Below are 23,088 nucleotides of genomic sequence, written 5' to 3' on the forward strand. Positions count from 1 at the left end.
AAGTAATCCTCAATTTCCCATTTTCAGTTATTCAATTTCCGGTCTGTCATCTCCACCGGAACCTTCTTCTTTTTTAGGTTTCGTATCTTCATCTTCTTCAAACTTCACGATCTCACTCATCCAGCGCAGACTGGTACCCGGCGAGAATATCACCCGTGCCTTTTTTATCAGGGAAGCATTGAAAGCATCCGCCGTCTCCGCACCTTTCGAACGAATCGAAAGACGAAAACTACCGAACTCACCCACCTGTACAATACTACCCGAACGAAGCTCCAGGCTCATCACCCAGTTCAACGAATCGAGTATTGCCTTCACATCAGCACTCGACATCGCCGAGCGGCTGGAGATCAATTCACACAACTTATCCATATCGCAATAGTTCGACGACCGCGCCATCGCATAAGTCTTCACCTTGTCCTTATCGTCACCGCTAAGAACCTTGCGCTGCACCTTTCTAAATTTCAGTGTCATAGCTTTTCTATTTTAATGATTAATACTACTGTTTCCAGGGGAACGATACAAAGGTACAGGTAGGAATATATGCAAAGATCGGCGCGATAGCATCATGTAAAACAGTATATAATAAGACTTTAGGAACATTCAAAATCTTAAAATACCATTTTTCGCGAACCATCACACCGATCGATTCAGGCTCTTATTTAACGTTTATCAGGAAAATAATGATTATTCCGCAGGAATCTCCAGAATGGATTTAATTTATTTATAACTTCCAATAACATTCTTAATACCCTTTCGGGTACTCTTTTTAATATAATCACGAAATAAATACCCGAAAGGGTATCGAATAATTAAAAATATAAGTCAATATATCTTCCCCCACTTAAAGGGAATTCATTTTCCTGCAAAGAATGTACACCTGGGATAGTGATAATCTTCTTACGGTCGATTGGCTATTCCACATCCCGTTCTATCACATCAAACAGGATTTCACTTTGCTTAATATTTGAGAACCTCTTTCCTCATAAGTATTCCTTTATTTTAGGACAAAAAAAGCATTTTCTTTCCTAAAATAAAGGAAACTTTTTTCATACGTCCCCCCTTTCTCTTTCAATCAGGTAATCTCCTATTTACCATTTTTAATTATTCAATCACCGGTCTGTCATCATCCGGATTTTCTTCTTTCTTAGATTTCGTATCTTCATCCTCTTCAAACTTCACGATCTCACTCATCCAGCGCAGACTGGTACCCGGCGAGAATATCACCCGTGCCTTTTTTATCAGGGAAGCATTGAAAGCATCCGCCGTCTCCGCACCTTTCGAACGAATCGAAAGACGAAAACTACCGAACTCACCCACCTGTACAATACTACCCGAACGAAGCTCCAGGCTCATCACCCAGTTCAACGAATCGAGTATTGCCTTCACATCAGCACTCGACATCGCCGAGCGGCTGGAGATCAATTCACACAACTTATCCATATCGCAATAGTTCGACGACCGCGCCATCGCATAAGTCTTCACCTTGTCCTTATCGTCACCGCTAAGAACCTTGCGCTGCACCTTTCTAAATTTCAGTGTCATAGCTTTTTTGTTTTAATAATTAATACTACTGTTTCCAGGGGAACGATACAAAGGTATAGGTAGGTATATATGCAAAGATCGGTGCGAGAGTCTCATGTAAAACAGTATATAATAAGACTTTAGAAACATTCAAAATCTTAAAATACCATTTTTCGCGAACCATCACACCGATGGATTCAGGCTCTTATTTAACGTTTATCAGGAAAATAATGATTATTCCGCAGGAATCTCCAGAATGGATTTAATTTATTTATAACTTCCAATAACATTCTTAATACCCTTTCGGGTACTCTTTTTAATATAATCACGAAATAAATACCCGAAAGGGTATCGAATAATTAAAAATATAAGTCAATATATCTTCCCCCACTTAAAGGGAATTCATTTTCCTGCAAAGAATGTACACCTGGGATAGTGATAATCTTCTTACGGTCGATTGGCTATTCCACATCCCGTTCTATCACATCAAACAGGATTTCACTTTGCTTAATATTTGAGAACCTCTTTCCTCATAAGTATTCCTTTATTTTAGGACAAAAAAAGCATTTTCTTTCCTAAAATAAAGGAAACTTTTTTCATACGTCCCCCCTTTCTCTTTCAATCAGGTAATCTCCTATTTACCATTTTTAATTATTCAATCACCGGTCTGTCATCATCCGGATTTTCTTCTTTCTTAGATTTCGTATCTTCATCCTCTTCAAACTTCACGATCTCACTCATCCAGCGCAGACTGGTACCCGGCGAGAATATCACCCGTGCCTTTTTTATCAGGGAAGCATTGAAAGCATCCGCCGTCTCCGCTCCTTTCGAACGAATCGAAAGACGAAAACTACCGAACTCACCCACCTGTACAATACTACCCGAGCGAAGCTCCAGGCTCATCGCCCAATTTAACGAATCGAGTATTGCCTTCACATCAGCACTCGACATCGCCGAGCGGCTGGAGATCAATTCACACAACTTATCCATATCGCAATAGTTCGACGACCGCGCCATCGCATAAGTCTTCACCTTGTCCTTATCGTCACCGCTAAGAACCTTGCGCTGCACCTTTCTAAATTTCAGTGTCATAGCTTTTTTGTTTTAATAATTAATACTACTGTTTCCAGGGGAACGATACAAAGGTATAGGTAGGTATATATGCAAAGATCGGTGCGAGAGTCTCATGTAAAACAGTATATAATAAGACTTTAGAAACATTCAAAATCTTAAAATACCATTTTTCGCGAACCATCACACCGATGGATTCAGGTTCTTATTTAAAGTTTATCAAGGAAATAATGATTTTTACGCTGGAATCTCCGGAACGGATTTAATTTATTTACAACATCCAATAACATTCTTAATACCCTTTCAGGTACTCTTTTTAATATAATCACAAAATAAATACCCGAAAGGGTATCGAATAATTGAATATAAGTCAATATATCTTCCCCACTTAAAGGGTATTCATTTTCCCGCAAAGAATCGATCTCTAAAACCAATCATCTTACAGCAACAATTTCCATCAAGGTGGATTTACGACAACGACGTACGCCGGGGATAATGATAATCTTCTTACGGTCGATTGGCTATTTCACATCCCGTTCTATCACATCAAACGGGATTTCACTTTACTTAATAGCAATCAGCGATTTAATAACCTCTTTCCTCATAAATCTTCCTTTATTTTAGGATAAAAAACTTTGTTTCCTAAATTACAGGAAGTTAGTATTATTTAACTCTTTCGGAGATTAGCAGACACATTCTCCGCATACTATGCAGCTAATATAGACATTAATCTCCGCAAACAATCACATTACAAGTTCATAATTAATGCTTCTTCCACCTTCATCTGTTTTTACGTAACACACCTTTTGTCATCAAATTCTGTATATCACGAAAGCCGTATCAGCAGAACATTTTGTAATCTTACCCCATTTAGAAGAGGTTAATTTTCCATCAAAACCATCCCAAAGCAAATTCACCATTCTTATTTGCCGTTCATTCATGGAGATTAACCGATACTTATCCCAGAAATCAGCTTTCTGTAAAACCGTACTGATTGATTTTACAGTATTGACCAATGCCGTTTCCAAACAATCAAGAAACCACTCAAGCCACCCTGTTATAGCCAAGCCTCCTTTTTGTGTTCTCTCCAATATCTCAATCTTCGTTTTCAATCTTCTTGCCATCTTAAGAACGGATTAATTCTCTGCTTCCATTTTTTACAGTTAGATTCATTTTAACTATCTCATACTCATCATTTCATTATAGGTAAAGTTGTTACATATCCCCTTTTTGCTAATCAAATTCGAACTAAATTTCTTATCATTTATTTGCAAATGTCTAAAAATTTTACGAATATTGCATACGATAATTGTGAATCAGAAGATTGAATACTTTTAATTCTCAAAACATTAACAATAAATACTACTTATTCAATATTAATATTTTAATTTCACTAGTAGGTCATTAAAGATAAATTCATATAGATTATGGTTTCAATTGCTATTTTCAACAACAAAGGTGGTGTCGGAAAAACCACACTTATTTGTAATCTTGCATCATATTTGAAAATGAAAGAGAATAAGAAAGTGTTAGTTATAGATGCAGATCCTCAGTGTAATGCTTCTATTTATGTAACAGATGAGAATGATTTAGAAAAAGTATACTCCAATACAAAAACAAAAACCATATATGATATTATAAGACCTTTACAGCGTGGTAGTGATTATATTGAAAGTAGTAATATACCTATTATTCATAACGAGTGGTTTGGGTTTGATATTATTCTCGGAGATACTCGATTGTCTTTAGCTGAAGATTTTTTAAGTTCAGACTGGATAGATGGACAAGGAGGGAATCCTAGAGGTCTAAAAACTACATTTCTCTTCAAGGATTTATTACAGAAGCTGGAAAGTATGTATGACTATATTTTCTTCGATGTAGGTCCCTCATTAGGGGCAATCAATCGTAGTGTTTTACTTTCTTGTGATTATTTTATTATACCTATGTCTTCTGATATATTTAGCTTAAAAGCTATTGATAACATATCAGAATCACTCAATAAATGGAAACAATTTGTAGATGATGGATTGAATAAGTATCAGAATTCTTTTGATAATGAACCATATACTATTGGAGGCAAAAATGTAAATGTTAAAATAAGTTTTCTAGGCTATATATATCAGCAATATGTAACAAAGACTACTAAAGAAGGAGTTAAGCGACCAGTAAAAGCATATGATAATATCATCAAGAAAATGAATAAAACGCTATCATCTAAATTAGAAAAATTTTACACACCATCTCTTTCCGAAGATGATTTACTTATAGGAGAAATACCTACACTTAATAGCTTAATTCCATTATCTCAAATTGCCCATAAGCCAATTTTTAATCTTACAGGAACTGATGGAGTGGTTGGTGCACATTTTTCAAAAGTGAAAGAATATGAAAGAGTTGTGAAATCTATTTCCGATAAAATTAAAAGAAATCTGAATGCTTATGAAATGGCCTAATCAATTAGTAAATTGTATAGCACGTAATAAAAGTGTCTTATTTCTGGGAGCAGGATTGTCTATGAATTCCACAGATAATTTTGGAACTCATCCTAAAGATTGGAAAGGCTTTCTCATAAGTGGGTCGAACACACTAGATAACCTTCGTGATAAGAAATTGATAAAAAAGGAGATAGAAAATGGAGATTATCTGCTTGCTTGTGAATTGTTAAAAAAATCATTAGGAGACAATGATTTTATAGAATTACTTAAAAATGAATTTGAACGTCCACATTTTCGTGAAGCTGAAATACATAAGGACATTTTTAAGCTAAATCAAAGAATAATTATAACACCAAACTTTGACAAAATTTATGATTCTTATGCTGCACATGAATCAAACGGAACAGTACATATAAAAAAATATGATGAAGAAGCTGATATTGCAGATGGTTTGAGAAGACATGATATGTTAGTTATAAAAATGCATGGTACCATAGACGCTCCTCAAAAAGTTATTTTTACACAAAAAGATTATGCTATTGCAAGAACTAACAATGCTAAATTTTATAAAATAATGGAAGCTTTACTAATGACGCATACATTCATTTTTATTGGTGCTGGCATTAATGATCCTGATGTTCGTTTGCTTCTTGAAAACTATTCAACTATGTTTCATACTACTATACCTCATTTTTTTATTACCACTAAAGAAAATATTAAAAATAAAGAGGATGTTTACTCCGAAATTTTCAATTTAAAGTTTTTAACTTACGACAACAGGGATTATCATAAGGAATTATCTGATTCTATTCATGCATTGGTAAATTTAGTGGAAGAAGAAAAAACAAAAATAGCTGCAAGCCAAAATTGGTAACCTTTAAGTATCATCATAGTTCTACTTCATCCATCCTAATCTTCGTCTAAGAAGTTTAATTGATATTTTCCCTTTTTACCTGCGTAAGCACAAACTCTCATTCACAGCCTTGATTGACTTTGACAGAGATATTAACACCGTGGATACCCCCCAATACGGAATAAAGGCTCATTTTCTCCATCCGAAAACCGTCACTCTCACAAGTTCAGGCAACTGTTTTTCGAACTACAGCCTAACCTAAAGAAACATTCCGTCTACCAACCAGGCATAAAAAACCAGTTGGCAGACGGGACAATTCTTTTATACAGTCATGCAAAGCTGTTGCTTTTTATTTATAAGCCGATTAAAAGTTTTCATTTACATAATACTACAAAACTCTAATTACTATCATCTACCTTACCAACACTAGTGCCGCTTCATTGACAATATCTTTCTAGCCGATATACCAGATGAATCCATCTCTCATTTAATATCCCCCGCAATACTCCACCACCCTCATCTTCCCCGCCAACACCAGCACCTCTTCACTAGTAATCCCCCCTTTACTGATATGCCCAGCCAGCGTACCTATCTTACCACAAACCTGAAAACAAATCAGGACAGACATCGCAATATGGTTTATAGAAGTTTGCGCACTCCGTTCAACAACTTCAGTCAAATGCAGCATACGGATAAACAAAACAGGAAACCTGAGTGGACAACGCAGACAGGCCATTACCGTTCTTTGTTGCATAAAGTCTACGTATGACTGCCGATCATGGACGATGACTTCTTCGATGAACTTCTGGTGTTTTTTAGGCAAGGTTGACCATACGGTAAATGCAATTTTGTAAATCTTTTCACGTAAATGGTTACGACCTTCCTTCGACATTTTATCAAGGCTACGGTTAAACTCGTTCACTTCCGGCACTTTTCCATTAAGGAATAATGCCTCTAATTTGTTTTGTTTCTTCATGATATATCCAATAGGCGTTAATAAATAATTGAGGGAAATCTAAAATAAAAGCAGGGAGACACAAAGTCTTTTTTATATGGTTAACACTTGTACCTCCCTTTTGCTCTCTATTTGGATAGGTTCAAATCTCTAAGCAAAAACTTACCAGGTTTAAACTTCACACTCCTACGGGCCGGTATCTTACAGGAAATGCCGGTACGAGGGTTGCGACCTGTACGTTCAGCCTGTTCCCAGGCTTTGAAAGTACCGAAACCCTGAAGTACTATTTCATCCTCTTTTACCCTCTCTGTCAGTATTGCCTGAAAAGTATTGATAAACTTACGGGACTGTTTCTGCGAAATACCCATTTTCTCTGCTAATTCGTTTACTAAATCTGCTTTGTTCATAATATGTTTTCTTTACGTGTTTAACTATATTCTTTCATCAATAGTTATCCCGGACACAACGAATATAATAGGGATTATTCGTGGTTAAATAATTGAATGTGCCATCGCTTAAGCGCAATAAACAAAATTTACCATTTCCACCATATATTGAGCTACTCCAATAGTAACTGCCGAAGAATGTACCAGAACCTTTAATACCCTCTATATATTCTTTATTCATATACATGGCATGTAACTCTATTTGAGTAGGTAAGCGCCAACCTGTGCCATCTTCATCCAATTTGGAACAATAACTCTTCGTATTTATTTGTGTTAAAACACTAGGGTTCTGGCTTTTTTGTACTTGTATAGAATAAGAACCGTTCATTGTAGGCGACTCTGATAAATTAACTGTTACGCCATGAGATTCAGCCATATCTGTTCCACCTGCATCAAAAGGAGGATATAGTTTCCAATTGCCCCCATCTTTAGTCATCTGAGTATAATAACTTCTCAATACTTGCTGATTAATTGTAACAGTAATCTTTGTTAAATCTCCTGCTTGATTAACCTTTACTGTTTTTGAATGATCACCACCGGTTACAGCAATAGTAAATGTTGCAGAACGGGCACTCCCCATATTTTCAGTTGCATTAAATGTTAATACTTGCTCCGAACCGTCTGCAATAGAAGAGTCGATCGAGGGAGTGATAGCGTTTGTTCCGCCAGCTGGACTGACTGTCCAAGGTAGACCGTAGGTTCCCTTTACCTTTACACTACCTGAAGTCGCATCCTTTTCTAAAGACAGTTCAGTTTCAGACACCGTAAATGTGGAGCCCGATTGTTTAACTGCCACTTTATTTTCTATATTTCCTGCTTTCACTGTTATATCGCCCGATATTTCTGTGCTATTGAGATTCACCTCGCTTGTTTTATATCCCAGATTCTGTTCGTTTCCATTCATTGTTTCCGGAATAGTACCGGTCAGTGTCAGCCAATCAGGCTTGGTAATAGAAAAAGATAATCCCGAAGTTCCTTTAAAAGAGAGTGTTCCGGCAGCGTCCTTTGTTGCAGCCAACGTTGTGGGACTGGCAGATACTGTCAGTGCAGAGGCTTTCTGATTCACCTTTATTGTTCCGGTTGGTCCGCCAATTTCATCCCCGGCACGAACAACTATCTCGCCGCTTCGCGCAGAAGAAAAGGGATTGACAGCGATATTAAAAGTCACATTCTGTGCTTTTCCCGTTGTTTGAGAACCTGAGGTCGCACCAACCAATGTAATCCAGTCACCTTCCGTTACCTTTGCCACCCAGTCCAAACCAGATGTAGCGACAAACGACGATGTTTGATTATTAGCTGCTTCCGGATTTACTTCCATGCTCGAACCTTCTACCCTGGAACCTGCTTGCTTTACCACTATTTCCTCTTTCAAGCCTGTATAACCTATCTCAGCTATCGATGTACCGGCACTCACTGTTATCTTTCCACTCCGTTCCGAAGCCAAGGGGTTACTGGCTGTCGCTTTTATTTTCAAAGCCTGCTCAGTCCCCGTGGCTTCATCTCCTGAAAAAGCAGGATTATCGTCTGCCCAATTCCACCAATTCTCCCCGCTTAAGGCAGCCAGCCATGGTAAACCTTTTGTAGTAGTAAAGGAAGAAGCCCCTTCCGAACCCTCTGCCGCGCCTAAAGAGATAACATCACTCCCTTTAGACAAGGCGGATCCTTCCTGCGTAATGGTTATCTCCTGATTCTCTCCGTTCACATTTACAGAAAAAGTCACACTCCTGTCTTCGGCTTTCGGATTGGCAGACACCGACTGGAAAGTAACCATAGCAGGCCCCTGATGGCTTACTGTTACCCCAGTTCCGGCAGCCACACCTCCTATCATTGCCGACAACCATTCTTCCAAATCGAAAGACCACGCCTGCCCCGGACGGGCGGTGATCTGTACCTCTTTCATTCCACCTTTTTCCGCCGGCATCTTTCCCGGATCGACCTCTATTGGCGGTATCTCATTTACCGTAATACGTTCATCGGAAATATCTATACCGACCAACGTCACCTTCATTACATAATGGTAGTTACGCTCGATATTGTAATTATTCATTCCATCACCCGGATAAAAACGGAATACAACATTGTTATATGTCACTCCCCCCTGCACAGCCGTACCCGTCAATTCGATATAAGTAGCATTTGTCACCCCCATACCGATCTTCTTCTTTTCTGAGTCGATTGCGTTCCCATCACTGACAATACCCGCCATATTCTCCGGTAGATACCAATACATGGTAGCACCGTCTCTATCCGCTATTCCGGTATAATCTGTATATGTCATACCTACCAATTGGTTTTCAGGCACATCAACCTGCATTTTCTGCGGAACCGAGTTCAATGTCACAGTATTAGGAGTAAAAGTAAACCCCTCTCCGGCGATCGAATAAGTAAACGATATCTTAGCCACCATACGGGATAAATTCACCCTGATATCCTTTACTCCCCCTTCTTGTACTACTCCGCTCCACATCCCTGTCATTCCACACAGATTACTTTGGGGCAATCCGGTTTCGGTCGAAACATAAGTCAACAGCAACTTTTTCAAAGCAGTTTCGGTTGCTACCTCTCCCTGGTCACCCATATTAGCAATGAACCACACATGAGATTCTGAACCTTCTCTATCATGTTTCAATTTAATATTAAGTGTATTGCCTGTTAATGAAGAAATATATTTAGCATACAAAAGCTTACCGCCAACATATTGCCCCACCCAGACACTGGCAATCTTACTTTCCTGTGCCTCTTCCAGCGGAGTAGCTGCACGAGTACCGATCGAATCCGATTCCATAGTGCCATCGGCAGTAAACAGTATGCTGCGGGTTACCGGTATATGGTTTGCCAGGACATTCAGATTAAAACCGGCATCCACTTCTTTCAGCGTAGGCAAAAGAATATCATCATCCACGTCTGCCTGTGTACAACCGACTATCCAAAGTAAAACCAAACAGCCAAACAGGCGAATCCAATGTTTGTTCCTTATTTCACTTATTTGTTTCATTATATCCTGTTTTATTCTATTGTCATTTTATATCCACAATTATTGACCACCGCCAACTTCCCCATCAGTCCATACAATTTCTTTCCAGCTTGCCACAACAAACGAAGTTCCTATTCCTTCATTGATATCCGGGTCGGGATAGGGTTCGTCCGGAGCTCCTACATTCGCATCTGTAAAGAAGATTGTCTCCTTCCAATCCAGTACTGTCATGAGCAGGGAGCTTTCGTTGTTCTTCACCTCCAGGGTGAAAACATATCGTTTACCTTCATCGAAAGATATATTTTTATCGATCGTTGCTTTCAACGTCGCCGTTTTATCATCCCTTTGTACTTCGATCTCCACATCAAAAGGTTCCGTATTTTTAGGAAGAAGTATTCCTTTTGTCTTGTTCAAACCCAGATTATCGGCATCAGACTCCACGGGTTCAAATTCTTCCGAAGCAAATACCACTTCTGTTTTATCTTCGGCTTCGCCACCGGTGCATGGAATACCGGTATCTTCACCTACTATAAGAGCTGCACCGGACGAGGATATTTTACTTATGGTCAACCCGGTTGCATACAGTCGGGTGAAAGGGATCACATTCTCTTTGGACGGAGCTACATTGAATACTACTAATGCACATTTACGACTGAAAGTCGCCAAAGTTACCAGACGCGAACTTGCCGATATAGTTACGCCACGGACAAAAGATGTCATTACATCCTCTTTATGAGGAATATCTGTTATCTTATACGTTCCATCAATACTTTTTGCCAGTTTCCTTGCCGGAGAAACAGCATAAAAATCATACACTCCTCCCCTGACAACCATGCCTTCGGCTTTGCCATCGACCGGTTTTCCCGTATCGTCTACCGAACAAAGTGCCAACGAACCGTCGGCCATGACCTTATAGGTAGCTTCAACGGTGGGAGTCGTCGTAGAAAACGGAACGGGAGAAGCCTCTACCCCTATGCTACTCCTGTAATAAGCAACAATCCGTACAGTTGAACCTTCCGGCAACGGAGTCGGAGCCGGCACTTCTGTGTCTTCTGCACGCGTCAGCACAGCGGGTATCCCCAGGTCGGGTTTAACGAATCCGACCTCTACCAACCGGGCTTCCTCCGGTACAATATCTTCTACCATACCGCAGGCACATCCTGTAAGCAGTCCGGTCAACAAGAGTTCTAGCAAAAATAATCGTGTCAACATCCGTTTCATTTTCTCATTTATTATTCGACAGGAATATCCACTGAACCGCCATCGTTCCAACCGGCCACTTTCACATCTGCTATCTCGATCCCTTGCGGCGACATACGGATATTATAGATGTAGTTGTATCCTTTTTCCCAACTGGCGGTAAATGTTCCAGGAACGTCACTGTCGGCTCCCGGAACCATATAAAACGTACGACCGTCATCGAGTGTCAGCTCCAGGGAGATACCTACATCGCTGACAGGAATAACCAGACCAAAAGCCTGTACCGGAACTTCCGACGTTTCTTCTGTTCCGGTTCCTACCACACGCTTATCACCTCCGGCCGTAAATTGCAACTGATCGACAGGCATTATTGCTCCCGTTGTTTCACCCGTTGCCAGATTCAATTGGGCAACAACAGACTTTTTGAATCCTCCTTTACTTTTCAATACGATTTTAGCCACCCGGCAACCGGCAAAAGAAGAACCTGCATTAACTTCCAGTACACGGAAACTCACTTTTGCCAATGCATGATTCATCGTCAAAGAAACCTCCGGATGCCAGCGGTCTACCTGATCCGCAGCCGTGCAATAGAGGTAATCCTCCTGGTCGGTTTCCCATTGCACATCCGTTGCTGCATTTACCGTTGCGCTACCGTCAGAAAAGTAGAACTTCTGCTCGTCCAACACCTTTATACCATTCATTAAAAGAGCTTTCGGAATGCCTGCGAGCGAAACACTCTTTTCTGCCGGAGCATAGCCATAAACTGTCCCTTTCTCCGAATACAAAAGAAGCGTTTCCTCTCCTTCTGCCAGTTCCCAGAGAGGAGGACTCCCTGCCGGATTGTATACGAACTGCTGGCTACCGACAGCATTGTTGTATAAAATCTCCGTACCACTACTATTCTGTTTCGTCACGCAAATGCCTATCCCGGTCAGCGGGTTCGGGTTCCTATTCGTTTCCCCGGGGCCGCCCGTCACGACACTTCTCGACTCTACCTCCATCCACATGCCCAGATTCTTCACTCGAAAAGGAACACCCTCTTCCGGCTCGTCGCCACCAGACCCCGGCAAAACGATCTCTGCCTCTGTACACGCAGCACACAGTAACAAAAACACAGTCACTAATCGGTATAAGAATGGTTTCATGGGATTTGTCTTTTTTATTATTAATGTATTACAATGAAATATCCGGTTGTTCGTCTTCCACCCAGTCTTCCACAGTTACATCCATCACTGTCAACTTATTACGGCCGGCAGAGAACGTATAGATGCAGTTAGAGCCCGCCGTCCATTCATGAGCCGGCAGAGTGACCGTATATTCGACTGGCGTATTAGTACTTTCCTGGAGGGTTATCACTACATCGATTTCATTATCACCAAAACCAGCTATCGGATAGACGATTGCACTGACTTTTTTAGATACGGCCTGTCCGGTAGTAGTCTTATCCTCGATAAATGCTTTGTCGCTTTGCTCTCCCTCCTTGATCTGCCTCATCAGGACGTAATTCGTAATTGTACGGCTAAGTGCTCCGGTAGTTGAATTATCGCTTATTGCACCATCTGCCAACGCCATCTTGCCGGTTCCGGTTTTAAAAAGATTGGAGCTATTCTGATGGTTCTTGATTTCAAACTTCGTAAAATTCACATCATTATCACTCAGGTTGCCACCGTCATACACACGGAAAGATACCATCGCCATAGCATGCTTCATGGCCAGGTTGATCAGGTAACCAGGGTTATTTTCATCGGTATTATTCGAACCACTCTCCGGATCGAAAGGTATCTGTCCTTTGGCACGTCCGTTGTTTACATTCCGACCACCCTCCGTCCCATCAAAATACAGGTAGTCTTTTTCGGTTGTCAAAGACAGGCTCATCCCCTTGTTTTTATTGGCTGACCATGAAGTGGCATTCCAGATTTTATTCGCATTATTTGCCGAAGCATCCATCTCTCCGCTGGTAATAACTGTGACCGGGATTTTAAGATCGGATTCACTGCTTATGCCTGACAGGCTACTCAGGGCATTTTCATCATACGGATAATAAGCATATACCTTGCCTATCATTTCTTTCAGATAATAAGGTTTTTCATTCTTGGGTTCATAACTAAGACCTTTCTCGGTAATCGAAATCCAGTTCTCACCTTTTGCGTCTCCCATATACCATACATGATGGCCGGTATAGCCTGAACTCGATGCATCGGGAGAGTACCAGCCATTCACCGTATTGTTAGTCACCACTACGCCCAATCCCGGAGCATTATTATAATCTGTATAGGTAATCGCACTGCCGCTTACAACCGATTTGGTTGCTGCTTTCGTTCCGGCTTCCACTTTCAGGTTCGGGTTGATACCCAGTGCCACCTGGCCGTCACCCGGTTCCGGATCTATTCCTGTCTCTGTTTCCGTACAGCTAAACGCTGTCACAAGGGCTATCAGCATGGCCCAATTTGTCATAATCGTTTTCATTTTCATTCGTTTTAAAAGTTTTATTTCCTGTTTATTCATTCATATTTTATCATATCGGCATCTCTCCTTGTTCTTGTTCCGTCCACGCCTCCACACTGACATGCATGGCTTGTATGTTACCTGCTCCGGTGAAAAGGAGCGAGACGATATGGCTTTTGCCGATCTGAAAACCGCCCTCTATCCGGATGAAAACATCCGAGATGGTTTCTTTCAGGTTGCCATTGCCGTCTTTCGTCGTCGTAATCCGAAGATGGAGCGGATGAGCCGCCGTCCCGTCCACCGAAAATACCGGAAGAAGGAGATAGCCTTGTGCCTCGGGGGACGATCCGTCGGAGACGACCTGCGGGATTAGCAGACCGGCAATATCCTGTACCGGGAGGTTCTTTATATCTTCCGCCACAGATATATCCGCCAGACGGGGCGTTTCCGCTGACAAATCCAGTTCCTGACGGGTATGTACATCTGCCGCCTCGATCGTTTGTATCGTTCCCCATGCATCGGCTCGGTCACTGTAACAGACCAGGCGGACCTGAGTCAGCAAATGACGGAACGTACAGGTCGTCACCGGAACAAAACCATTTCCCTCGAGGATTCCCGTTGCCATGATATCCGTCGTTCCGTCTATGCGAAAAGTTACTTTGCCCGTTCCTGCATCGGCTGTCGGCTCACCCTCCGCCGGATAATAACCGTGCAGGCGGATATGACGGCCATCCTCCGGGTACGACTGCGACTCGGCAAATACAATCGGGCGGTTCCCCCTTCCACCCTGACGCACAGCCTCGTGTACAGCCCACCCACTGTATGTATCCGTTGAAACCGCCGATTCATCCTGACGGGCAAAGCTAACCTTCAGCTCCTGTTCATAGCCCGAGCCGATTATCCCGCGCGTCGACGCTCCGATCGCACCTTCCAGGCAAATCGCCGTTTCCGGGACCGGAGGCGGTGTAGGATTGCTGTCCGAACAGGCGGTAAGGCCCCTAAGGCAGACAAAGGTTGTTATTACTATGAGTTTATTCATTTTGTTAATATTCATTATGGCACGCAGATGACCCATATCTTGACGGATTTACACAGATCATATATTTAAATCAGCGGTCATCTGTCTGATTTGCGTTATCTGTGTACCATTATTGACTTTGTTAATTTCCCGGAACGATCACTGAACTGCCACCACTACCCGGCTGCCACGGGGCAATGCCGGATTCTACCGCTATTTTACCGTCCTCCGTAAAGGTGAGCGTGATCAGATGCGAATAGCCAGCTTTCACCCCTTCACTGATATTCGAGACTGCAACGTTCAAGGTTTTCGCATTCCCGTCATACGTTCCTTTCACTTCCAAACTGATTGGCAACTCTTCTGTTCCCATATTGGTCGTCGGGTAAAGCATCAGATAACCGGTCGGCGGGGTTTCAGCATCCAAAGCAGAGACCGTAGACGGACAGTTTTTTACTGTTAGCGTTTGGTCGGCCGTACCCGTGACTGTCAATTTGGCTCCGCTTGTTTTATCCAGCGATAGCTTCAATCCCATGGCTACATTTTTTACTTTAATGGAAGCGACCGCCGTCCATTTGCCGATCGCACCAGCTGAACCCACACATTTGAACTGCAACTGGGTTAGTAGGTGGCTAAAAGTAAAAGTCTCGAACTTATCGACCAGCGAACCGGTCTGCACATCTGTCGCCATGATATCCTCGTCGCCCGCTATAGTGTAAGTGACGCTGGCAGGGTTAGTGGTTCCGCTCAGTTCCTTGCGGGGATAATAGCCCATTAGGACAGACTCGCCTTCTTCCGCCAGATAGGTTTGTTCCGGCTCAAAAGTCAGCGCCGTATTACCCACACCACCTGTACGGACTGCATCGATAGAGGCCCACGCAGCACCCGTTGTACCGGGGTTATCCAAACGGGCAAACGATACTTCCAGATCAGCCATATAACCACTGCCGATCACCGCACGGGTAGACTCCGTTATTCCGGCATTCACCTCTATCGCTTCATCCGTCACCGGCTCTTCCGTGTTGGTGCAACTGTTTAAGAAAGCTGTTGCCAACAGACTCATGATCAATAATTTTCCTCTTTCCATATTATACCAGTGTTTTATCGTTATTACTGCTATTACTATCGTCTTCATTTCGTTTCAGGGAGTCACCACACCCGAACCGCTGCTACCCGGTTTCCACTCTTTCAGTGTGATCGTCAAACCGGACATTTCATCATAGCGGACAACTAGGTCCAGTATCACATGTGTCGTAACTCCGACGGTAAATGCCTCTTTCACCTCCTCGGTGATATCCGTGGATGAAGTAATTTCCTTTCCGTCTGCCAGTGTCATCGTTAGGGTCAGGTCGACCGCTTCACCGCTTTCCTTACCCGGGGACAATCCGAACAGGTTTAAGGTAGAAGTATAAATGCCAGGTCCGGTCTCTTCCGGCTCGAACGTCATAAAGGCCCGCATATCGAATAGCGGCCTGCCGGAAGGTATATGAACCCGTGACGAAACACCGGTCAACCTTCCCGACAAGACCGCAGGAACGACATCACCCTTATCCCCTCCTATGACTTTTATATTCATTTCCAATGTACGGACAAGATTCACCGCAGACAATTCCTTTGCCACGACTTCTCTTCCACCCACTTCGATCAGGTCTAAACCTGCCCCATACAGGTTACCAGGGCAGGCTATCTGCACCGATGAAGATTTCAGGGAAGAAAGCCGCTGAGCCCTTCCGCAGGCTTCCTCATAACCCTTCTCCATTTCAAGCGTGACACCCATACAGCCCCTGTTGCAAACCGCCACCCGGTAACAGCCTGAAGGCAGCGTACCTTCGTACCCCGAAACGTCACCCGTACGGATAAGCGGACTGTCAGAACCTTCCAGATAAAAATACCATGTCATATTATCCGGGCAACCACTGTTTTGTTTACGAAGCAGTAAACGTACTTTTCCGTTCTTCTCCCAATCCTCGTCCGTCATACGGTATGAGCAAGACAAGACCGCCACGGTCCATACGGCATATATTATCCAACTCATCAGTTGTATTATACGATATTTCTTATTTCTTTTATTCCTTTCCATCTTCCTATCTGATTTGAAAACGGTACGACAAACTGATCCGAAGTCCCAACATAAATCCCGTCGAGGCAAAACGGGTTTCCAAATAATTTCGGTCATCCGGCGCGTCATAGCGGTATTTCTTCCCGTCGAAGACCGAACGGTAACCGGCACGTACACTCAGCCCCATCCCCAAACCTCCGGCCAGGGAGAAACGGTAACCCGTTGACAGGCCTGCCGACCAGAAACAACCCGTCCGGCCGTAAAGTATATCCTCAGACCTATCGATCGCGCTGCCACGTACATCGAAGTCACCGTACTCGGCAAACAGGCCGGTATGCAGACCGGTAAACCTTCCCGAAGGGGATAGCCAGAATCTTGGTTCAAGGGATATTTCAGAGACAGACCAGCTATCGCGTAGCTTGTCTTTATAGGCAAAGTCGGAATACATGGCCGACAAGGCTACCGACCAACTACCGGCAAAACAACACTCCACTTCCAGGTTCGGCATAAATGCACCAGTTTCTATTTTCGTTTCACCGGTTCCTAAACGGATCGATGGGACTACACCGCACCAGGGAAGAAGGTTTGTTTTTACGGCCAGATATACAGGACTCGGTTCCATCGAAGTTTGTACTTTTTTCTCTGCTTGCAATCCGGTTTTCTCGGGAACAACCGTTTTTCCGATTATCTTTTTATGTTTTGTCACCTTTCGCACAGTTTCCCTCGTTGTTACGGTAGTTGCTAAAGCGATGTCCTGTTCTTCTTTCCGTTTACTACGGCGTACCGTATCCGTTACGGAAGCCAAACGGTAATCTTCCAGTTCCGTACGGTCGAAAAGAGGATCGTCGATACGGTACACTTCACGGTCGTAACCTCCTGTCTCGCCACGACGGTACAGGTCTACATAAGGGACTGCACCATACTCACCGATGGCAGCCTCTACCGCTACCGGGTAACGGCTTTCACTATAATGAATCGAGATGTTTGCAAACCACGGAAGTGGTTTATATATCTTATAGACATGTACCTGATCGCGATAGTTTCCGCTACGGTCAATGTAAAAGGCGACACAATCATGGGGAATATCAAAACGGGTTTTCAGATAGGCACGGATACGTCCGGCCCGTAGTGAGGCTTCGTTCACAACCTCTTTATCTTCGTATTCATAGGCATTCACATGCGAGACGATCAACAAATGGCAATCACCTTTTAGGATTTGGTCACGGGACACGTCGAGTAAACCGCCCATCCGTTCCAGTTGATAAGCGTTGTCTCCGTAATCAGCAAGGAACAGGTCATTATCCTGGCGGAAAGAGAATAGGAATGATTCAGCCTTGTAATAGGTCGTAGTCTGGGCATCCACTCCTATCCCCAGAAGGAAGTTGAGCAGTAACAGGAAGATTGCTCTTGCCTGTATTTTCCGGTGTAGACCTTTTATCCTATACATATTAATATATAATACCAGTATGTTCAATATTGAACAGTAACCATGATTATCACTAACTCTCTGTAAATGTCCACCTTATTTATATAATAAGGGTAGAGGGTAAAAAAAGCCCTCCCTGAAAGTGTCCGCTAAGGAAATTTTCAGGGTGAAAAATGAAGGATTGATGTCTTTTTGAGTCTTTTTGGAGGAAGAAACGGTACTGTCGGAATAACAGTTTTCTCTTAACAGATTAAAAAACGATAGCAGTCCCAGCCCGTCTTATGCCACCTTGTAATGAAAATCATATTCTATGGCTAAAAAATAGGTTAACTTGTGAAATTTAGTAAAATAAATATGCTTTTTTTAAGAAAACACCCTACACTCCTTGTTTTTTCATTTTTTTCTTCTTACGTTTGCCACGTACTTCATTACAATTCAGGATTTTTCTTATTTATAAGACACTGATTGTAAGATAGAAAGAGGATGTTCTCCCTTATTATATAAATAAGGTTTACCCCACCCGCAAATAGCAGCCGATCGTCTCAGAAACCTGCCTATTTGCTTTGGCAACTTCCGATACGTCAAACTCCTTTAAATAGATACGGGTTGTCCTTTCCGACGTATGTCCCAATGCCTGACTGATCACGCCGATAGGTACATGCAGGTGATACGCCTCCGAAGCCCAGGCATGACGGAACGAATAGGTCGTCAATGTTTCCGGCAAATTCAGCATCACACTGATATCTTTCAGGTACCGGTTTTCCGTTGCCAGACAGGCTTTATACTGTTCGTGGGTCATATCTTCCGATAATACCGGAAAAAGATAGTGCCGCTCTGCACTGCTGTAGCGGTCGATGAGCATCCGCATCTCCGCCGACACTTCCATCCGGATCAGTACCCCCGTCTTCTGACGGCGGTATTCAAGTACCGTACCGTTCTCCACCAGGTTCTCACCCGTCAGATGCACGATATCCACAAAAGGGATACCGCAGGCAAGGAAAGTGAACAGTGCCAGGTCGGCCGCCAGTTGTTTGGCCGGTTCCTTTTTCAAATCGAGCGAAGCGATCTTCTTTATCACTTCCACCGGCACAGCCCGCTTACGTGTCTCCTCCCGTTTCAACCGCAGTCCGGCAAAAGGCGATCTCTCCTGCCGTCCCCTACCGAACGGCAAAGCACGGTTATACATCGCCCGAAGGCAACTGAGGTAGCTGTTCACCGTATTGACACGCAGCCCTTTCCTCTGCAGCCACAACTGGAAGTCCTGCACAAGTTCCGCCGTCACATCCTTATGTGTCGGCCCTTCATCTGTGATAAAGCATTCGAAATGGTTCCGTACAGCTCTATACAGATCGGCGGTACTCTCATCTCCCCGCCTACGTTTATCCTGTTCCTGCGTCGCCATCAGCCCGCAAAAATCTTTTCTTTTCATAACTCTTCCTCCATTCATTTTCTGATCGATCAAAAAGATAAAGATAAACATTCCCCCCTTTCAAATTGTTCGTTTTTCACCTCCCCAGCTAACAGCACTCCCCACTCAAATCCTTGTTCCAGAGGAACAAACCGACCTCACCGCCCCGTTTCCCTCTCCTCATCCCCGTTCCTTCCGGAAATCATTGCAATGATTCTCCCCCATCATCACAATCTCCCCCCGAAGTCATCACAATGACTCCGCACACTCATTACAATGAAGGGGGGTAATCATTGTGATGAAAAATTTAACACTGCTAAATATCGGGGAATTTCCTTCGGGGTTGTACTCTGAAACCGAGTTGATAGGGCTTTTATAAAGCCAGATACTCCTTTTGAATGATTCGTTTTCATTTGACAGATTGCAGCAGGTTTGATCTTATCTCTGTCACCTGTTCTAAAAACATTGCAATGATTGCATTTTTCTCTTCTTAAATATCTCTTCCAAAAAGAAAATCCCCTCAATCCGTCATTACTGAACTCCGGATTACGGGGATAAATATTTCTGAACTCTCCTTTGCCTTTATACATGGCAAAGAAAAGATAGATGAATTAACAGTTTGTCAAAACGTCAGTTTCGTATTTATTATGAACTTTAAGCCTAGTGAGTATAATCTAAAAAACGAATACCCTCAGGCAAATCATTCTCTATTAGCATTTTCATTTTCTTGGCAAAAGGGCATGGATAACCTAATGGAGTACCTTTCTGAATACACGAAGCAAATACAATAGTGTCGGCACCTCTTTTCACAAGTTCTCTTGCCCTTAGTACAGATTTCTTCGCAGGGCATCCTCCACAATTACAGAAACCGACAATTTCTATATCTTCTGTTATACCTTCAAATGCCCCTTTTCTTTCTCTGATCACCTTAAAGTCTGTTGCACCCGGACAGTAATCCTCTGTCTGCATACATCTGATAATTCCAACCTTCATAAATCATTATTTAATTAACATTCCCGACAAACAACCGGGATATTCTACCATTCATTTTTGTTCATTCATCCAATCCGGAATATCCTTGATAAGTTTTCGGACTTTATATCCATTCATTTCGAGTAATCTAACGGCCTCATCAGATATGACACATAAAGGTCCCCGGCAATATGCCACAATTTCAATATCTTTTGATAGCTCATTAATCCTTTCTTTAAGCTGGTCCAAAGGAATAGAAAGTGCTTTATGGAAATGTCCCCGGTTATACTCTTCTTCGGACCTGACATCAAGAAGTATTACTTCACCCGCTTCTATACGTTGCATCAATTGCTGAGCTGTTGTAGGGGTTAAAGTAGGATCACCTTTCTTATAATCTGATATGGTGCGTTCAATTTCTGTATTCACTTCACATCCTAATTCACGTAATGCAACCCAGGCTTCATAAACTTTTTTACTGTATAATCCGTAAAAGATGAAATTCCCTTTGCGCTCATCGCGAACAAGTCTGCTGTTTTTCATCACCTGCAGATGCTGAGAGGCGTTAGCTATCGTCATATTGGTATACTCAGCAATCGATTCTACAGGAAAAGAGCCTTGTGCTAAAATATCTAATATTTCCATACGCCTCGGATTAGCCATAGCCTTGGCTACAGATCCCAGCTCATTATATACGTTATCCTTTAACTCTCTTATTTTCATTCTAATATTTATTTTTTTGAAAAAACCATGCCATAGTGATATGGTTTTAGAATGAGAGGAGCTTTATGTACCTTAAACATATTGCTATCAACATACCCTAACACATCTTCTGGTCTTGGCCTGATGGATAAACTGGGACCTCTTGGTGTCTCTATATCACTGCGCCAATGAATAACCCCTACCTTTCCATCCGGCTTCAGGATTCTATACGCCTCATCAAAAAATTTCTCAGGTTTTTCATCATGAAGAATATTGAAAAGCATCATGTAATCGACTGAGTTATCATCCAACCCGGTTGTATATTCTAAAACATCTCTACACTCTGTAATAACATTATTAATATCTTGTAGTTCAATATGTTGATCGAGGTATGAGATCATATCTCGATCAACATCAAAGGCATAGATCATTCCTGCTATTTTTTTTGAAGCGGGTAATGTAAACGTTCCGTATCCACTGCCTATTTCCACCAGTTTACTGACCTGCTGATTTATCTCCAATTCAAATAAGATATTGTCTACATCGAACAAACGATTCCATAACTCAACATGTGGCATACCGCTATCACGAACTTTCATTGGTGACAGTTTAGAATGTTACGACTTTATCTGCCCATTCCACCATTTCGACACAGTCTACCATTGTTGAGATGGGACAAGCATCTGTACTTCCTTTCTTTCTGTTTTCAAGACAAGTGCCACAAGCTAATATTTCACCGTCGATATCGATAAACTTCTTTAACTGTTCGTCCACATTAAATTTTTCACCCGTCAATCCTTCACACTCCACTGCCTCCCCCATAAGAAATATTTTCACTTCATGTCCTTTCTTTTTAGCTGTTATTGCAAACCGGAAAGCATTCCAGGATTTCTCTAATTCTTTAGTTTCTAATATAATACCTAATTTCATAACACACAAACTTTAATTTATGATACAAATATATGTATAATGCTCAACTATTCAATAAAATAATTGAATAGTTTTTTGCATCATAAAATATGTATTTGAAAATAGTAGTAACTAAAATTGAATGATTTAACGATCTATTATAACTTTTCTATAGTCTCCATCGCTTTTCTTCTGAAAGCCATTTCTCAGTAATGCCTTTATAGAAATGATATTTTCCTCCACCGGATCTGCCGCAATTTCTTTGCCTCCGATTTCAATAAGTTTTTCCTCCAACATCTGAATAATCCTTTTGCCAAGACCTTTATTCAAATATTCCTCCTCACCGATCAGATAACCAATTTCAAATGTATGATTTTCCTCTACTACATCTCCATACAGTGCATTAAAATCATGCCCGTCTTCTTCCAAATCTTTCAAGAAAAAGCAATCAGTATAAAGACAATACCCAATCCTCCGATCCTCATGGCAAACAATAAAGTGCTTTAAGAAATCATATTTCCCATCTCTTTCCCTTATCTCATCCAGCCAATCCTCTTTATCACCAAACCATTTCGATATATACTCCTTATCCAACCATTTATCAAAATATGGTATATCTTCATCCATCAGAGGTTTTAATACAAGTTCTTTCTTATTTATCATGAATTTTTCGTTATAGTATTTTATTTGATGACATCCA

22 protein-coding genes are annotated in these 23,088 nt (G+C 42.0%); 2 read left to right on the plus strand and 20 right to left on the minus strand.

The features are described 5' to 3' along the window. Window positions 1-27: 27 nt before the first annotated feature. From DXD68_RS03010 to DXD68_RS03030, 4 genes are all read right to left on the minus strand, one after another. Window positions 28-471 (minus strand): HU family DNA-binding protein, encoded by a 444-nt coding sequence (locus DXD68_RS03010; protein WP_122360231.1) that lies wholly within the window; start codon window positions 469-471, stop codon window positions 28-30. Between the two features lie 630 nt (window positions 472-1,101). After that, complete coding sequence (locus tag DXD68_RS03015) at window positions 1,102-1,542, minus strand: HU family DNA-binding protein (RefSeq protein WP_122360232.1); 441 nt, start codon at window positions 1,540-1,542, stop codon at window positions 1,102-1,104. A gap of 630 nt (window positions 1,543-2,172) precedes the next feature. Beyond that, window positions 2,173-2,613 carry an HU family DNA-binding protein gene (locus tag DXD68_RS03020; protein WP_016212994.1) on the minus strand — a complete coding sequence of 147 codons (441 nt, stop codon included), beginning with the start codon at window positions 2,611-2,613 and terminating at the stop codon, window positions 2,173-2,175. A 791-nt stretch (window positions 2,614-3,404) separates the two neighbouring features. Beyond that, window positions 3,405-3,716 (minus strand): hypothetical protein, encoded by a 312-nt coding sequence (locus DXD68_RS03030; protein ID WP_233576974.1) that lies wholly within the window; start codon window positions 3,714-3,716, stop codon window positions 3,405-3,407. Between the two features lie 303 nt (window positions 3,717-4,019). On the opposite strand from DXD68_RS03030, the gene DXD68_RS03035 reads away from it, so the two are divergent. Beyond that, the gene (locus DXD68_RS03035) at window positions 4,020-5,045 is read left to right on the plus strand and encodes a ParA family protein (protein ID WP_122360233.1); all 1,026 of its coding nucleotides are present in this window, start codon (window positions 4,020-4,022) and stop codon (window positions 5,043-5,045) included. Continuing rightward, window positions 5,032-5,901 carry an SIR2 family protein gene (locus tag DXD68_RS03040; RefSeq protein WP_158585849.1) on the plus strand — a complete coding sequence of 290 codons (870 nt, stop codon included), beginning with the start codon at window positions 5,032-5,034 and terminating at the stop codon, window positions 5,899-5,901. The genes DXD68_RS03035 and DXD68_RS03040 overlap by 14 nt, the downstream gene beginning before the upstream one ends. Before the next feature lie 466 nt (window positions 5,902-6,367). Here DXD68_RS03040 and DXD68_RS03045 read toward each other — a convergent pair whose 3' ends face one another. The 16 genes from DXD68_RS03045 to DXD68_RS03120 all read right to left on the minus strand — a co-directional run bounded on the left by DXD68_RS03045 (window position 6,368) and on the right by DXD68_RS03120 (window position 23,051). Next, window positions 6,368-6,856 carry a hypothetical protein gene (locus DXD68_RS03045; protein ID WP_122360235.1) on the minus strand — a complete coding sequence of 163 codons (489 nt, stop codon included), beginning with the start codon at window positions 6,854-6,856 and terminating at the stop codon, window positions 6,368-6,370. Window positions 6,857-6,963: 107 nt separating this feature from the next. Continuing rightward, on the minus strand, window positions 6,964-7,242 hold the full coding sequence (locus tag DXD68_RS03050; protein WP_046146950.1) for an HU family DNA-binding protein: 279 nt from the start codon (window positions 7,240-7,242) through the stop codon (window positions 6,964-6,966). A 37-nt stretch (window positions 7,243-7,279) separates the two neighbouring features. Continuing rightward, complete coding sequence (locus DXD68_RS03055; RefSeq protein WP_122360236.1) at window positions 7,280-10,276, minus strand: BACON domain-containing protein; 2,997 nt, start codon at window positions 10,274-10,276, stop codon at window positions 7,280-7,282. A gap of 39 nt (window positions 10,277-10,315) precedes the next feature. Beyond that, window positions 10,316-11,476: a BF2992 family fimbrillin-A clan protein gene (locus DXD68_RS03060; protein ID WP_122360237.1), complete on the minus strand. Its 1,161-nt coding sequence runs from the start codon at window positions 11,474-11,476 to the stop codon at window positions 10,316-10,318. A gap of 11 nt (window positions 11,477-11,487) precedes the next feature. Next, window positions 11,488-12,600 carry a fimbrillin family protein gene (locus DXD68_RS03065; RefSeq protein WP_122360238.1) on the minus strand — a complete coding sequence of 371 codons (1,113 nt, stop codon included), beginning with the start codon at window positions 12,598-12,600 and terminating at the stop codon, window positions 11,488-11,490. Between the two features lie 28 nt (window positions 12,601-12,628). Beyond that, on the minus strand, window positions 12,629-13,921 hold the full coding sequence (locus DXD68_RS03070; RefSeq protein ID WP_122360510.1) for a fimbrillin family protein: 1,293 nt from the start codon (window positions 13,919-13,921) through the stop codon (window positions 12,629-12,631). Between the two features lie 49 nt (window positions 13,922-13,970). Continuing rightward, the gene (locus DXD68_RS03075; protein ID WP_122360511.1) at window positions 13,971-14,939 is read right to left on the minus strand and encodes a fimbrillin family protein; all 969 of its coding nucleotides are present in this window, start codon (window positions 14,937-14,939) and stop codon (window positions 13,971-13,973) included. A gap of 121 nt (window positions 14,940-15,060) precedes the next feature. After that, window positions 15,061-16,002, minus strand: a complete 942-nt coding sequence (locus tag DXD68_RS03080) for a fimbrillin family protein (RefSeq protein ID WP_122360239.1) — start codon at window positions 16,000-16,002, stop codon at window positions 15,061-15,063. A 54-nt stretch (window positions 16,003-16,056) separates the two neighbouring features. Continuing rightward, window positions 16,057-16,950 carry a DUF5119 domain-containing protein gene (locus tag DXD68_RS03085; protein WP_122360240.1) on the minus strand — a complete coding sequence of 298 codons (894 nt, stop codon included), beginning with the start codon at window positions 16,948-16,950 and terminating at the stop codon, window positions 16,057-16,059. Window positions 16,951-16,999: 49 nt separating this feature from the next. Continuing rightward, window positions 17,000-18,421 carry a DUF3575 domain-containing protein gene (locus tag DXD68_RS03090; protein ID WP_122360241.1) on the minus strand — a complete coding sequence of 474 codons (1,422 nt, stop codon included), beginning with the start codon at window positions 18,419-18,421 and terminating at the stop codon, window positions 17,000-17,002. Window positions 18,422-18,911: 490 nt separating this feature from the next. Beyond that, a complete protein-coding gene (locus DXD68_RS03095) occupies window positions 18,912-19,829 on the minus strand; it encodes a tyrosine-type recombinase/integrase (RefSeq protein WP_122360512.1) in 918 nt (305 codons plus the stop codon). A gap of 639 nt (window positions 19,830-20,468) precedes the next feature. After that, window positions 20,469-20,801 (minus strand): CGGC domain-containing protein, encoded by a 333-nt coding sequence (locus DXD68_RS03100; protein ID WP_122360242.1) that lies wholly within the window; start codon window positions 20,799-20,801, stop codon window positions 20,469-20,471. Between the two features lie 51 nt (window positions 20,802-20,852). Continuing rightward, window positions 20,853-21,500, minus strand: coding sequence for an ArsR/SmtB family transcription factor (locus DXD68_RS03105; RefSeq protein ID WP_122360243.1), 648 nt, complete (start codon window positions 21,498-21,500; stop codon window positions 20,853-20,855). A gap of 8 nt (window positions 21,501-21,508) precedes the next feature. Continuing rightward, window positions 21,509-22,078: a class I SAM-dependent methyltransferase gene (locus DXD68_RS03110; protein WP_122360244.1), complete on the minus strand. Its 570-nt coding sequence runs from the start codon at window positions 22,076-22,078 to the stop codon at window positions 21,509-21,511. 10 nt (window positions 22,079-22,088) lie between these two features. Next, complete coding sequence (locus DXD68_RS03115) at window positions 22,089-22,409, minus strand: DsrE/DsrF/TusD sulfur relay family protein (RefSeq protein ID WP_122360245.1); 321 nt, start codon at window positions 22,407-22,409, stop codon at window positions 22,089-22,091. A gap of 126 nt (window positions 22,410-22,535) precedes the next feature. Continuing rightward, complete coding sequence (locus DXD68_RS03120) at window positions 22,536-23,051, minus strand: GNAT family N-acetyltransferase (protein ID WP_122360246.1); 516 nt, start codon at window positions 23,049-23,051, stop codon at window positions 22,536-22,538. Window positions 23,052-23,088 lie beyond the last annotated feature (37 nt).

This window comes from Parabacteroides sp. TM07-1AC, assembly GCF_003480915.1.
Taxonomy (GTDB): domain Bacteria; phylum Bacteroidota; class Bacteroidia; order Bacteroidales; family Tannerellaceae; genus Parabacteroides; species Parabacteroides chongii.